14 protein-coding genes are annotated in these 12,905 nt (G+C 65.2%); 6 read left to right on the top strand and 8 right to left on the bottom strand.

Annotated elements, in window-relative coordinates:
• Nucleotide 1: 1 nt before the first annotated feature.
• The 7 genes from fliQ to JMJ54_RS10165 all read right to left on the bottom strand — a co-directional run bounded on the left by fliQ (nucleotide 2) and on the right by JMJ54_RS10165 (nucleotide 4,690).
• Nucleotides 2–271 carry a flagellar biosynthesis protein FliQ gene (gene fliQ / locus JMJ54_RS10195; protein WP_203538360.1) on the bottom strand — a complete coding sequence of 90 codons (270 nt, stop codon included), beginning with the start codon at nucleotides 269–271 and terminating at the stop codon, nucleotides 2–4.
• A gap of 3 nt (nucleotides 272–274) precedes the next feature.
• The gene (gene fliP, locus JMJ54_RS10190; RefSeq protein WP_308437997.1) at nucleotides 275–1,015 is read right to left on the bottom strand and encodes a flagellar type III secretion system pore protein FliP; all 741 of its coding nucleotides are present in this window, start codon (nucleotides 1,013–1,015) and stop codon (nucleotides 275–277) included.
• On the bottom strand, nucleotides 1,012–1,440 hold the full coding sequence (gene fliO, locus JMJ54_RS10185; RefSeq protein WP_203538357.1) for a flagellar biosynthetic protein FliO: 429 nt from the start codon (nucleotides 1,438–1,440) through the stop codon (nucleotides 1,012–1,014). The genes fliP and fliO overlap by 4 nt, the downstream gene beginning before the upstream one ends.
• A 5-nt stretch (nucleotides 1,441–1,445) precedes the next feature.
• Complete coding sequence (gene fliN / locus JMJ54_RS10180) at nucleotides 1,446–1,886, bottom strand: flagellar motor switch protein FliN (protein ID WP_203538355.1); 441 nt, start codon at nucleotides 1,884–1,886, stop codon at nucleotides 1,446–1,448.
• Entirely contained in the window at nucleotides 1,879–2,889 is a 1,011-nt protein-coding gene (gene fliM, locus JMJ54_RS10175) for a flagellar motor switch protein FliM (protein ID WP_203538353.1), read from the bottom strand. Before fliM ends, fliN begins: the two co-directional genes overlap by 8 nt.
• 44 nt (nucleotides 2,890–2,933) lie before the next feature.
• Complete coding sequence (locus JMJ54_RS10170; protein ID WP_203538351.1) at nucleotides 2,934–3,446, bottom strand: flagellar basal body-associated FliL family protein; 513 nt, start codon at nucleotides 3,444–3,446, stop codon at nucleotides 2,934–2,936.
• Nucleotides 3,447–3,604: 158 nt separating this feature from the next.
• Nucleotides 3,605–4,690 (bottom strand): flagellar hook-length control protein FliK, encoded by a 1,086-nt coding sequence (locus tag JMJ54_RS10165; protein ID WP_203538348.1) that lies wholly within the window; start codon nucleotides 4,688–4,690, stop codon nucleotides 3,605–3,607.
• Nucleotides 4,691–4,811: 121 nt separating this feature from the next.
• On the opposite strand from JMJ54_RS10165, the gene flhB reads away from it, so the two are divergent.
• Complete coding sequence (gene flhB, locus JMJ54_RS10160; RefSeq protein ID WP_203538346.1) at nucleotides 4,812–5,948, top strand: flagellar biosynthesis protein FlhB; 1,137 nt, start codon at nucleotides 4,812–4,814, stop codon at nucleotides 5,946–5,948.
• A gap of 75 nt (nucleotides 5,949–6,023) precedes the next feature.
• Entirely contained in the window at nucleotides 6,024–8,042 is a 2,019-nt protein-coding gene (gene flhA / locus JMJ54_RS10155) for a flagellar biosynthesis protein FlhA (protein WP_203538595.1), read from the top strand.
• Nucleotides 8,043–8,153: 111 nt separating this feature from the next.
• Here the strand turns inward: flhA and JMJ54_RS10150 are convergent, their stop codons facing one another.
• Complete coding sequence (locus JMJ54_RS10150) at nucleotides 8,154–8,807, bottom strand: RluA family pseudouridine synthase (RefSeq protein ID WP_203538344.1); 654 nt, start codon at nucleotides 8,805–8,807, stop codon at nucleotides 8,154–8,156.
• Between the two features lie 108 nt (nucleotides 8,808–8,915).
• On the opposite strand from JMJ54_RS10150, the gene flhF reads away from it, so the two are divergent.
• Genes flhF through JMJ54_RS10130 form a run of 4 tightly spaced genes read left to right on the top strand, consistent with a single transcriptional unit; the run spans nucleotide 8,916 to nucleotide 12,905 of the window.
• On the top strand, nucleotides 8,916–10,391 hold the full coding sequence (flhF, locus tag JMJ54_RS10145; RefSeq protein WP_203538342.1) for a flagellar biosynthesis GTPase FlhF: 1,476 nt from the start codon (nucleotides 8,916–8,918) through the stop codon (nucleotides 10,389–10,391).
• Nucleotides 10,392–10,409: 18 nt separating this feature from the next.
• Nucleotides 10,410–11,306 (top strand): MinD/ParA family ATP-binding protein, encoded by an 897-nt coding sequence (locus JMJ54_RS10140; protein WP_203538340.1) that lies wholly within the window; start codon nucleotides 10,410–10,412, stop codon nucleotides 11,304–11,306.
• Between the two features lie 31 nt (nucleotides 11,307–11,337).
• A complete protein-coding gene (locus JMJ54_RS10135; protein WP_203538338.1) occupies nucleotides 11,338–11,835 on the top strand; it encodes a GNAT family N-acetyltransferase in 498 nt (165 codons plus the stop codon).
• A complete protein-coding gene (locus JMJ54_RS10130) occupies nucleotides 11,835–12,905 on the top strand; it encodes an ABC transporter permease (RefSeq protein ID WP_203538336.1) in 1,071 nt (356 codons plus the stop codon). Before JMJ54_RS10135 ends, JMJ54_RS10130 begins: the two co-directional genes overlap by 1 nt.

Raw genomic sequence — 12,905 nt, 5'->3', positions numbered from 1 at the left:
TTCAACCGATCAGCTGCGGAATGCTCTGATACAGCCGCACCGTATAGTCCATCGCCGTCTCGATCATCCACGGCCCGGCGAGGATGAAGACGATGAAGGCCACGATCAGCTTCGGAATGAACGACAGCGTCGCTTCGTTGATCTGCGTCGCAGCCTGGAAAATGCTGACGATCAGGCCGGTGGCCAGCATCGCCAGCAGCAGCGGCCCGCCGAGCAGCACCATCAGCTCCATCGCCCTTTGCATCACGGTGACCACGGTTTCCGGCGTCATTCGCTACCCCAGGTAAAAGCTCTGCACCAGCGAGCCCATCAGCAAGGTCCAGCCGTCGACGAGCACGAACAGCATCAGCTTGAACGGCAGCGAGATGATCACCGGCGACACCATCATCATCCCCATCGCCATCAAGAGGCTGGCGACGACGAGGTCGATGATCAGGAAGGGAATGAAGACCAGAAAACCGATCTGGAAGGCGGTCTTCAGTTCACTGGTCACGAAGGCCGGCACCAGCACGCGCAGGCTGACGTCCTCGGGGCCATTCGGCTTCTTCATGCCCGACACGTCGATGAAGAACGCCAGATCCTTCTGCCGCGTCTGCTTGAGCATGAAGTCCTTCAGCGGCACGACGCCCTTGTCGACCATCTCGTTGAAGCTGATCTTCTGTTCCGAGTACGGCTGGTAGGCCTGGTCGTAGATCTTGTCGAACGTCGGCGCCATCACGAACAGCGTCAGGAACAGCGACAGGCCGACGACCACCTGGTTCGGCGGGGCCATCGTCGTCCCGATCGCCTGCCGCAGCAGCGACAGCACGATGACGATGCGCGTGAATGCCGTCATCATCAGCAGCATCGCCGGCAGGAAGGTCAGTGCCGTCAGGAACAGCAGTGTCTGCAGCGGCAGGCTGTAGGCCGTACCGCCTGTGGCCTGCGTGGCATTCATGAACGGCAGGCCCGGATCGGCAGCCACTGCGGCGCCGGCGATGAACATCGGCAGCGATGCAAGCAGGACGCGCTTCACGCCTTGGCCTTCTTCATCAGCGCGGCCAGTTTCTCGGCAAAGGGCGGTAGTGGCACCGGTGCACCGGCAACCGGCGCATCGTCCGGGCGCGGCAAGGTGTGCAGCAGGTTGACCGATTGCGCGGTCACCCCGACCACCAGCCAGGTCTCGCCCTGCTCGACGATCACGACCCGCTCCTTGGGCCCGACCATCACGCCGGAAACGACGCGCAACTGGTTGCCTGCCTGACCGCCCGGCAGCAGCGAAAAACGCCGCATCAGCCACGCCGCGCCGACGATCAGCGCCAGCACGAGGCCGAGCATCAGCAGTACCTGGACGAACTGCCCCAGCCCGGGGCCACTGCTTGCGAGCGACGCCGGCACCGATGCCGCCTGCGCGAGCGCACAGCTCGGCAACGCGGCAAGCGCGAACGGAAGAAAACGCATGGAAATTATTTGTGCAGCCGGCGAATCCGTTCGGCCGGCGTGATGATATCGGTGAGACGAATACCAAATTTGTCGTTGACGACGACGACTTCGCCCTGCGCGATCAGGCAACCGTTGACGAGAACGTCCATCGGCTCGCCGGCAAGGCCGTCGAGTTCGACGACCGACCCCTGCGCCAGTTGCAGCAGGCTGCGGATTGCGATCTTGGTCCGGCCGAGTTCGACCGTCAGCGTCACCGGAATATCGAGAATCATGTCGATATTGCCGCGACCGGCACCGGCGGCGGGCGCCGTATCGAAACGCTCGAAAATGTCGGCTGCCTGAACCGACGCCTGGGTCGGTTCGGATTCGGTGCTTTCGCTCGCGGCCTGTTCGGCCATTGCCGCGGCCCAGTCGTCCATCACCTCGTCGGCTTGGCTGTTGTCTGGCGTGTTCTCATCAGCCATGCTTTTCCCCCTGACCTGCTTCATCCTGCGCGCCGTCGGGGGTGCCGAGCACCCGGTTGACCTTCAACGCATACTGGCCGTTGAGAATACCATACTTGCATTCGAGCACCGGCACGCCATCAACCTCGGCGACGATGGCCTGCGGGATCTCCAGCGAGATCACGTCGCCGGCCTTGAGGTTGAGGATGTCGCCCAGCGTGATGTCGGCGTTGCCCAGCGTCGCGATCAGGTCGACTTCGGCGTTCTGCACCTGCGTCTGCAGCAGGCTCAGCCAGCGGTTGTCCGACTCGATCCGGTCGGCCTGCATGGTGCTGTAGAGCGTGTCGCGGATCGGCTCGATCATCGAATACGGCAGGCAGACGTGGAAGTCACCCCCGCTGGCGCCGAGTTCGATCCGGAACGTGTAGGCAACGACGACTTCGGTCGGCGTCGCGATATTGGCAAACTGGGTGTTCATTTCCGAGCGCAGATAGCTGAACTCGCACTCGAACACCGGTTTCCACGCTTTCTGGTATTCCTCGAACACCACGTCGAGCAGGCGCTGGATGATGCGCTGCTCGGTCGGCGTGAAATCGCGCCCTTCGACACGGACATGGTAGCGGCCGTCCGAGCCGAACAGGTTGTCGACAACCAGAAAAACGAAGTCCGGATCGAAGATGAACAGGCCGGTGCCGCGCAGCGGCTTCATCTGGATCAGGTTGAGGTTGGTCGGAACAACGAGGTTTCGGATGAACTCGCTGTACTTCTGGACCCGGACCGCGCCAACGCTGATCTCGGCGTTGCGGCGCATGAAATTGAACAGGGCAATGCGCAGGTTGCGGGCAAAACGCTCGTTGATGATTTCGAGCGTCGGCATCCGGCCGCGGACGATGCGTTCCTGGCGGCCGATGTCGTAGGTTCGCACCGCCGATGCATCGCCGGCCTCGTCGGACTCGTCTTCTTCCCCGGTCACACCGCGCAGCAGCGCGTCGACCTCTTCCTGGGAAAGGATGTCATCTGCCATTTAGCGGGAACCCGAAGCTCGCACGATCATGAATACAAGCGCCGTTACTGAACGATAAACGTGGTGAAATTGACGGAAAGCACGCCTTCTTCATCACCCTCGGCACCCAGCGCCTGGTTGATCAGCTTGCGGATTTCCGCGCCGAGCTTGGTCATGCCGTCGACGGCACGTACATCCTGCGGCGACTTGCTGCGCAACAGCTGGTTCACCTGACTCTGGATCTTGGGCATCTGCGCCTTGATCCGCTCCTGGCTCTTGGCGTCGGACATTTCGACGACAATATCCGTTTGGAGCATGGCATCTTCGTCCGGCGAATTCAAATTGACGGTGAATTGCTGCAACTTTTCGAAGATTGGCGGGTGATCGGCGTCCTTCTCCGCCTTTTTCTTCTTGCCCGTCTCGTGCGTCTCGGCACCACCATCATCGCCATGATCGGCCGAGCGCGTCAGCAGGAAAGCGGCGGCGCCAGCGGTCAGCAGCAACAGCACGGCCACGACGGCGATAATGATGACAATCAGTTTTTTGTTGCCTTTCGGCGCCGCTTGAGCTTCGGCCATGAATTCACCTGGATGGCGACGAGACGTCGATTCTGTAAATGGATCGAATCGAAACGGGTCGAGTCGAAACGGCCCCGGCATAGCGGGGCCTTGTCAGTAAGCGCGGCGATTATAGCAAAGATTAATAGTTAATTATAAACAAGCCCTTGCGCCTGCCATCACGCATAAAAGCTCAGTCCGCCACCGCTGACCGGCAGACGACGCGTTCCCAGATCGACACGTAACTCGGCCGGCTCGACCGCATTGCTGCCGCTCGTGCCACGCGGTTCAGGCCGCGACGAACCCGAGTCCTGCCCCGACTGGGCCTGCTGCTGCGCATGCTGGTTCAGCGAGTCGCTGGCCACCTGGACGTTGACGAGCTGGATGCCCTGATCGGCGAGCAGCGCCGTCAGTCGCGGAGTCGCGGCGGCCAGTGCTTCGCGCACGGCGGCGTGCTGGCTGGCGAAGACGACGCTGGCCTGGTCTTGCGCCAGGGTCAGTTGCACATCCATCGGCCCGAGATTGGGCGGATTGAGCTGCATCTCCAGTTTCTGTTCGTGCTTGCCGATCATCATGGCCACGCGCTGCGCCACCGCGTCACCCCAGCGCGACTCGCCGACGTGCGGGACGACATTGTGCGTCGGCGTCGCTTTCTCGGTCTTCGTCACCGGCTGCGTTTCGGCCGTACGCGGCAGGTCGGCGCGGCTGGCGGCAAGCAGTTCGGCCGGCGTTGCTTCGGTCGTGTCGGTCTCGCTTGCGGCAAGATCCAGCGGCAAGGGCTTGCCGTGAGCGGCAATTTCGTCCACCCCGATTTCGCCCTTCGCAGCGTCTGCCGTCACGTTGGCCAGCAGCGGGACGCCGGTAGCCCGTGCCCCTGCGTCAGGGTCGGCCCCCGCTGTTGCCGGCAGCGTCGCCACGACGCCCGGCGTCACGGCAGCGGCCAGCGGATCGACCGCTGCGTCGGGCAATGCTTCACTGGCAACCGCCTCTTCCTGCGGCAGCGGTTGCGTCACCACCTGCGCCATCGACTGCAGCAGCGCCAGCCAAGGCGCGGCAGCGTCGCCCGGCTCCGGCGCATCGTCCCTGGCATCCTGCTGCGTCGACTGGGTGTCCTTGCCCGACGGGGCCTGCGTGGGCTGCCGTGCGGCCACCTCGCGGGCCAGCGTGCTGCCGAAGTCCTGCCCCTGCGCTGCATCGCGCGACGGCGCGGTCTTGGTTGCCACCGTGCCGACGGGGGAAGACAGATTGGTAACGGAAGTAGCCATGAAAACACTCGAAGCAGACTGCAGGAGCCAACATAAAAGCAAAAGCAATGCCAAGTGCGAAGCGACCGCTCGCACCACCCACTGGCGACACCGGGCCACTACGCGGTAACGTACGCGCACCATGGCTGAAGATTCAGATCTCGAACGCACCGAACCGCCCTCGCCCAAACGGCTCGAGGATGCGCGCAAGAAGGGGCAGATTCCGCGCTCGCAGGAACTGGCCTCGTTCAGCGTGCTGATGACCGGCATGGTCGCGATCGCCATGACCGGCCCGGCGCTGCTGAATTCGCTCAAGCAGGTCATGCGCAGCGAATTCACCTTCAGCCGCGCCACGCTGGTCGATCCGATGCAGATGCACACGCACTTCATCAAGGCCTGCGAATCGATGCTCTGGGCCTGTCTGCCGGTGTTTGCCGCCTGTGCGCTGGCCGCGCTGCTGGCGCCGATGCTGATGGGCGGCTGGCTGTTTTCGACCGAGGCCATGGCACCGAACTTCGGCCGGCTCAATCCGGCCAGCGGCATCAAGCGCATGCTGTCGGTGCGCAGCATCGTCGAGATGTTCAAGGCCATCCTCAAGTCGGGCCTGATCGGCGGCGTCGCCGCGCTGGTGCTGTGGAAGGAACGCGCCGATTTCGTCCAGCTGATCGCCATGCCGCCCGACAACGGCCTAGCCTACCTGTGGGGCATGGCGAAGTTCACGCTGTTCACCGTCGTCGGCGCGATGGCGGTCATCGTGCTGATCGACGTGCCCTACCAGCTGTGGGAGTACTACAAGAACCTGCGCATGACCAAGGAGGAAGTGCGTCAGGAAATGAAGGAATCCGAAGGCGATCCGCAACTGAAGGGCCGGATCCGCCAGCTGCAGCGCGAGGCGGCCAGAAAGCGGATGATGTCGGCAATCCCCAAGGCCGACGTCATCGTCACCAACCCGACCCACTATGCAGTGGCGCTGCAATACACCGAAGCAATGCGTGCACCGGTCGTCATCGCCAAGGGCTCCTTTCTGCTGGCCGAACGCATCATTGAACTCGGCAGGCAGCACAAGGTCACCGTGGTACGGACGCCGCCGCTGGCGCGCGCGCTGTATCACCACGCCGACCTCGGCGAGGAAATTCCGGCCGCGTTGTATACTGCTGCCGCCGAAGTGCTGGCCTACATCTATCAGCTGCGGCACTGGCAGCGTTATGGCGGGACCGAACCGGTGCTGAACGACAGCCTGCCGGTCCCGAAAGACCTCGACCCTGAAGCCGCCGCATAGCGGCGGCACCAATGAAATTGAAGGCGTGTGCGTAATCTCAATCTGACGCGACTGGCCGGCCCGGCGCTGGTGTTCATGGTGCTCGGCATGATGATCCTGCCGCTGCCCGCGCTCGCGCTCGACTTCTTCTTCACCTTCAATATCGCGATTTCGATCATCGTCCTGATGGTCAGCCTGTATACGCGCGAACCGCTCGAATTCTCGGCCTTTCCGACCGTGCTGCTGGTGACGACGCTGTTGCGGCTGAGTCTCAACGTCGCGTCGACCAAGCTGGTGCTGACCGAAGGCCACACCGGTGCCGGCGCGGCCGGTCAGGTCATCGAGGCCTTCGGCCACGTGCTGATCGGCGGCAACCTCACCGTCGGCATCATTGCCTTCATCATCCTCACCATCATCAACTTCGTCGTCATCACCAAGGGCGCCGGGCGGATCGCCGAAGTGTCGGCGCGCTTCACGCTCGATGCGATGCCGGGCAAGCAGATGGCGATCGATGCCGACCTCAACGCCGGGCTGATCGGCGAAGAAGAGGCGCGCAAGCGCCGCTCGGCAATCTCGCAGGAAGCCGACTTCTTCGGCTCGATGGACGGTGCGAGCAAGTTCGTCCGCGGCGATGCCGTGGCCGGCATCCTGGTCATGGTCATCAACCTGATCGGCGGCCTGATCATCGGCATGGTCCAGCACGACCTGCCGTTCGCCGAGGCCGGCCGCACCTACACGCTGCTGACCATCGGCGACGGTCTGGTCGCGCAGATTCCGTCACTGATCATTTCGGTTGCCGCCGGTATCGTCGTCTCGCGCGTCGGCACCGAGCAGGACCTGTCCGAACAGATGCTCGGCCAGCTGTTCGCCAATCCGCAGGTGCTTTACGTGACCGCAGCAGTCATCGGCATCCTCGGCATCATCCCGGGCATGCCGCACTTCGCCTTCCTGCTGATCGCGGCCATCGCCGCCGGCATCGCATGGTGGCTGGAGAAACGCGCCGCCCGCATCAAGCAGGACGAACTCCTTGGTGTCGGACCCACCGCAGCAGCGGCAGCCGCAGCGGCAACGCCGTCCCCGCTGCAGGAAGTCAGCTGGAACGACGTGCAGCCGGTCGATCCGGTCGGGCTCGAAGTGGGCTACCGGCTGATTTCGCTGGTCGACCGCAATCAGGATGGCGAGCTGTTGCGGCGCATCCGCGGCATCCGCAAGAAGATCGCGCAGGAACTGGGTTTCCTGGTGCCGGCGGTGCACATCCGCGACAACCTCGAACTCAAGCCCAACCAGTACCGGATCCAGCTCAAGGGCGTCGACGTCGGCCTCGGCGAGGCCTATGTCGGCCAGTGGCTGGCGATCAACCCCGGCAACGTCGCCGGCTCGCTCGCCGGCACCGCCACCACGGATCCGACGTTCGGCCTGCCGGCGACGTGGATCGATGCCAGCCTGCGCGATCAGGCCCAGGCGCTCGGCTATACCGTCGTCGACACCGCCACGGTGATCGGCACGCACATCTCCAACCTGCTGCAGGGCCACGCCGCCGAACTGCTCGGCCGCGAGGAAGTCCAGTCGCTGCTCGACCATTTCGCCAAGGAGTCGCCCAAGCTGGTCGAAGACCTCGTGCCGAAACTGGTTCCGGTCGGCACGCTGCAGAAGGTGCTGCAAAGCCTGCTCGACGAAGGGATGCACATCCGTGATCTGCGGACGATTCTGGAAACGCTGGGCGAGCACATCGTCCGCACCCAGGACATCGACGAACTGACCGCGGCAGTGCGCGTTGCACTCGGCCGCGCCATCATCCACCAGCTGTTCCCGGGCGAGACCGAGCTGCCGGTCGTTGCGCTCGAACCGCAGCTCGAAAACATCCTGATGTCGGCCAGCGCCGGCCGTGGCGGCCTCGAACCGGGCCTGGCCGAGCGGCTGCTGCAACAGGCGTCGCAGCTGTCCGAGCAGATGGAAGCACAGGGGCTCAACACGGTGCTGATCACCCCGGGTGCGCTGCGGCCGATGCTCAGCCGCTTCCTTCGCCGTTCGATCCCGAACCTGCGCGTGATCGCCCACACCGAGATTCCGGACACCAAGACGATCCGCATCGTCGGCGTACTCGGCGGGGTTTAGCCATCTACTTCCTGCGCCGCTCGATTCCCAACCTGCGCGTGATTGCCCACACCGAGATTCCCGACACCAAGACGATCCGCATCGTCGGCGTACTCGGCGGGGTTTAGCCATCTAGAAGGGCGCTAGCGCCTCGAAGCAAACGAGCGTGCCGTCGTCCGGGTGCGGCAGGCTCAGCGACTCTGCGTGCAGCAGCAAACGTGGCGCCAGTCCCGCACGATCCCCCGCGTAAAGCATATCGCCCAGAATCGGGTGACCGATCGCCTGCAGGTGCACGCGCAACTGGTGCGTCCGTCCGGTGACCGGTTCAAGCGCGACACGGCAGCGATCAACACCGCGCTCGATCACGCTGTAGCGGGTCAATGCCCGCTTGCCCGCCTCAAAATCGACTTTCTGCCGGGGACGATTCGGCCAGTCCGCGGCCAGCGGCAGGTCGATCTCGCCGGCATCGTCAGCAATCACCCCTGCAACGACGGCAATGTAGCGCTTGGTGACAAGCCGATGCTCGAAAGCATGCCCCAGCCGCCGCTGCGCCTCGATGCCGCGGCCGAACACCACCAGCCCCGACGTGGCCATGTCGAGCCGGTGCACGATCAGCGCGTCCGGATAGACCGCCTGCACCCGGGCACTCAGGCAGTCGGCCTTGTCGTCTCCACGCCCGGGCACCGCCAGCAAGCCGGCAGGTTTGTCGACGACCAGCAGCGATGCGTCGGCGTGGATGACGTTGAGACCGGCGTCGGGCGGCGGAAAATAGGCAAGCGTGTGCATGACGACAGAATAATGATAAAGAGGCACGGCAACGCCACGGCCGCGGCCGTTTGTGCGATCCTCACGGGCTGGGGATAATAGCCCGGTTTAACGGGTTCGATAGGGACAATGGTCGTCAAGAAATTCTACGGTGCCACCACCCGTGATGCGCTACGCCAGGTTCGCGATGAACTCGGCCCGGACGCGCTCATCCTGTCGAACCGGCAGGTGGCCGGCGGCGGCGTCGAGATCATGGCCGTGGCCGACTCCGACGTCGCGGCGCTGACCAGCGCGCAGACCATTGCAGCCAGCCGCCCTTCGGCCCGGATCGATCCGCCCGCCCCGACACCCCGACCCGCGCCTTCGGCCCCGCCACTGACCCGCGCGCTCGAACGCTCGTACGCGATTCCCGACGAAGACGAGGACGACGACGGCCCCGCACCGGCGCCTGCGGCGCCACCGCAAGTCGTACGCAGCAACCGCGCGCCACGGCTCGAACCGACGATCGCCGAACCGCGTCCGGCCCCTGAACGCCCTGCACCCCGACCCGCCGTACCGGACATGCCCGCACCGCCGGCTTTCCGCTACAGCGACGACGACATTCCCGCTGCCCCGACACCCTCCCCGACGGTCCAGCCCGCCGCCATCGACGACATCGCCCGCGAAATGCGCCAGCTGCGCGGACTGATGGAGCACCAGCTCGCCGGCATGGCCTGGAGCGAATTGTCGCGCCAGTCGCCGGACAAGCTCGATGCGCTGCGCCAGTTGCTGACCGCCGGCTTCTGCCCGGCCTTAGCACGCCAGCTGGTCGACAAGATGCCGGCACAGATGGCGCCGGAACTGCGTGCGCGCTGGCTAAAGGCGGCACTGGTCCACAATATCGCCGCCGTCGGCGACGGTGACGATCTGGTCTCCCAGGGCGGCGTCTACGCCCTGATCGGCCCGACCGGCGTCGGCAAAACGACGACCGTCGCCAAGCTCGCGGCGCGCTGCGCTCTCGCCTACGGCCCCGAATCGGTCGCGCTGCTGACGACCGACAGCTACCGGATCGGCGCGACCGACCAGCTGCGCATCTACGGGCGCATCCTTGGCGTGCCGGTGCACGAGGTCAAGGACGACACCGATTTCGAACTCACGCTCGCCGATCTGGCGTCGCGCCATCTGGTGCTGATCGACACGGTCGGCATGGGTCAGCGCGACCTGCGCATCGTCGAGCAATTGCGGCTGTTCCAGCACGAGCGCGCGCATACGCTGCTGCTGCTCGCCGCGAACGCCGCGCCGGCAACGCTCGACGACGTCGCGCGTCGCTACAAGAACGAACAGCTCGCCGGCGTGATCCTGACCAAGCTCGACGAGACCATGAGCCTAGGCGGTTGCCTCGACGTCGCGATCCGCCACCGGCTCAAGCTGCATTTCGTCACCAACGGCCAGCGCGTGCCCGAGGATCTGCACCCGGCACGGATCGAGTATCTGGTCGACCGGGCCTTCCGCGCCGAACCCGGCCGGCCGTTCCAGCTGCAGCCGGACGAATATCCGGTCTACATGGGCACGCAGGCCGCCAATCCAGAGGACGCCGGCTTCGGCGAGCCGACGCCCCGCGGTTAAGCCGCGAGGAATCCCGCCATGAGCAACGCCAGACTGTGGGATGACCAGGCCGCCGGACTCCGGGCCCTGGTTGCCCGGCCCGCTTGCCGCAGCGTCAGCATCAATGGCGGACGCGGCGGCGCCGGTGCGACAACGGTCGCGATCCATCTCGCCGCGGCGCTGGCCGAACGCGAGCGTTCGGTGCTGCTGCTCGACGAACACACCGGCAACGGCAACGCCACCCAGCGTTTGCGGCTGTCGCCACCGTACGATTTCGAGGAAGCGCTCCGTCGCGAAGTCACCCTCGCCGACGTCATCGTCCCGGCGCCGGGGGGCTTCTCGCTGCTGCCGGCCGCCGCCCGGCCGCAGGTGCTGGCCCGGCTGAACGAAGCCGAAGCCGCCTGGCTGGCACGCGAGTTCGATGCCGTCAGCGTCGACACCGACTGGCTACTGCTCGACACCCGGCCTGCGACCGAGCCCGGCGTGCCGAGCCTTTCGCTCGCAGCCGACGACGTCGTGCTCATCGTCTCGGAGCGGGCCGAATCGCTGACCGACGCCTATGCCGCGATCAAGCTGATGGCCACCGAGTACGCGCGCAGCGAGTTCCGTATCCTGATCAACCGGGTTGGCAGCCCGCGCGAGGCCGGCGCACTGTTCGAACGGCTGCAACAGGTGGCCGCACGCTATCTGGGCAACAGGGTCAGGCTGCGGCTGATCGGCTTCGTCCCCGAGGACGAGAAACTGGCGCGCGCAGCGCGGCTCGGCCGGACGGTGTTCGACGCCTTTCCCGATGCCGAATCGGCCCACGCCTTCCGCCAGCTTGCCGACGCGATGCTGCGCTGGCGCCGCCCGGCCGGTGCCGCCGACAGTGCCGCCGATTTTGCCTACCGGCTGGTCGAATCGAGCCGCATTCTCGCCGACCGGCTACAACGTTAACGTGGCCTGACCCGCCCGCACGGAAACCCGCATGACGATCCGACCTGCTACCGAACACGATTTCGACGCCATCTGGAACATCTTCCGTGCCGTCGTCGCCAGCGCTGACACCTATGTCTTTGCGCCTGACACCGGCCGCGACGACGCGTACGCCTACTGGTTCGGTCCCGGCGTACGCAGCTGGGTTGCGGAGATCGGCGGCGAAGTCGTCGGGATGTACAAGCTGGTCGCCAACCAGCGCGATCTCGGCAACCACGTCGCCAACGCATCGTTCATGATTTCGCCGCACGCGCATGGTCACGGTCTGGGCAAGGCGCTCGGCCGGCACTGCCTGATCGAGGCCAAGCGCGCCGGCTTCGCCGCGATGCAGTTCAATTTCGTCATTGCAAGCAACGAGGCTGCGGTCGCGCTGTGGCGCAAACTCGGCTTCAACATCGTCGGTACGATTCCGCAGGCCTTCCGGCACGAGCGGCTTGGTCTGGTCGATGCCCTGGTGATGCATCGTTTCCTTGACGACATCGAGGCCTGATGAGCGCCGAACTGGTCGTCGAATCCGGAAAACTGCAGTTGCGCGGTCGGCTCGACGCGCGCGGCGCGGCCGGGATCTGGGCCAGCGCACGCAGCGCCGTCACGGCCGGCTGCATTGTCGACGCCAGCGGCGTCGATTACTGCGACGGTGCCGGCAGCGCGCTGCTGTTCGACCTGATCCAGCGCGGCGCACGCGTCGACGGCCTGCCGGAACGTTACGCGGCGCTGCTCGCAGATCTCAGCCCGGACAAGCCGCTGATCGTGAAGCCGCCCAAGCCGCGCGGCGTCGTCGACGAGCTGGCCGACTTCGGCAAGGCGATCAGCAGCGAATTCACGTTGACGATGGCCTTCATCGGTGTCTTCACCGCCGACATCGCGCGCATCTTCACCGCCCGCGGCAAGATCCGCTGGCGCAACGGTTTTGCCGTCGCCAGCAGCGCCGGCGCGGACGCGCTGCCGATCATCGGTCTGGTCGCCTTCCTGTTCGGCGTGATCCTGTCGTTCCAGTCTGCGGTGCCGATGCGCCAGTTCGGCGCCGAACTGTTCGTCGCCGACCTCGTCGGCCTGTCGCTGGTGCGCGAGCTGGCGCCGCTGATGACGGCGATCCTGCTCGCCGGCCGTACCGGTGCGGCGTTTGCCGCCGAACTCGGCACGATGAAGGTCAACGAGGAAATCAACGCGCTGGTCACGCTCGGCCTCGACCCGTTCCGTTTTCTGGTGATCCCGCGCCTGCTGGCCGTCGCGCTGATCATGCCGATGCTCACCGTCTGTGCCGAAGTCATCGGCCTCGCAGGCATGGCGCTGGTGATGGCGAGCTTCGATGTGCCGTTCGCGACCTCGCTACACCGCGCCACGGCGATCGTCGGCTTCAGCGATTTCTTCGGCGGCCTCGGCAAGTCGATGGTGTTCGGCTTCTTCATCGCAGCGATCGGCTGCCTGCGGGGCCTGCGTACCGGCGCCGGTGCGGCGGCGGTCGGCGAATCGACGACGCGCGCGGTCGTCAGCAGCATCGTGATGCTCGTCGTCGTCGACGGACTGTTTGCCGTTATGTTCTACATCCTCGGATGGTGA

The sequence above is a fragment of the Jeongeupia naejangsanensis genome (assembly GCF_016865585.1).
Taxonomy (GTDB): Bacteria; Pseudomonadota; Gammaproteobacteria; order Burkholderiales; family Chitinibacteraceae; genus Jeongeupia; species Jeongeupia naejangsanensis.
Note: the sequence above shows the minus strand (reverse complement) of the source record. Positions and strands in the feature narration are given on the sequence as shown.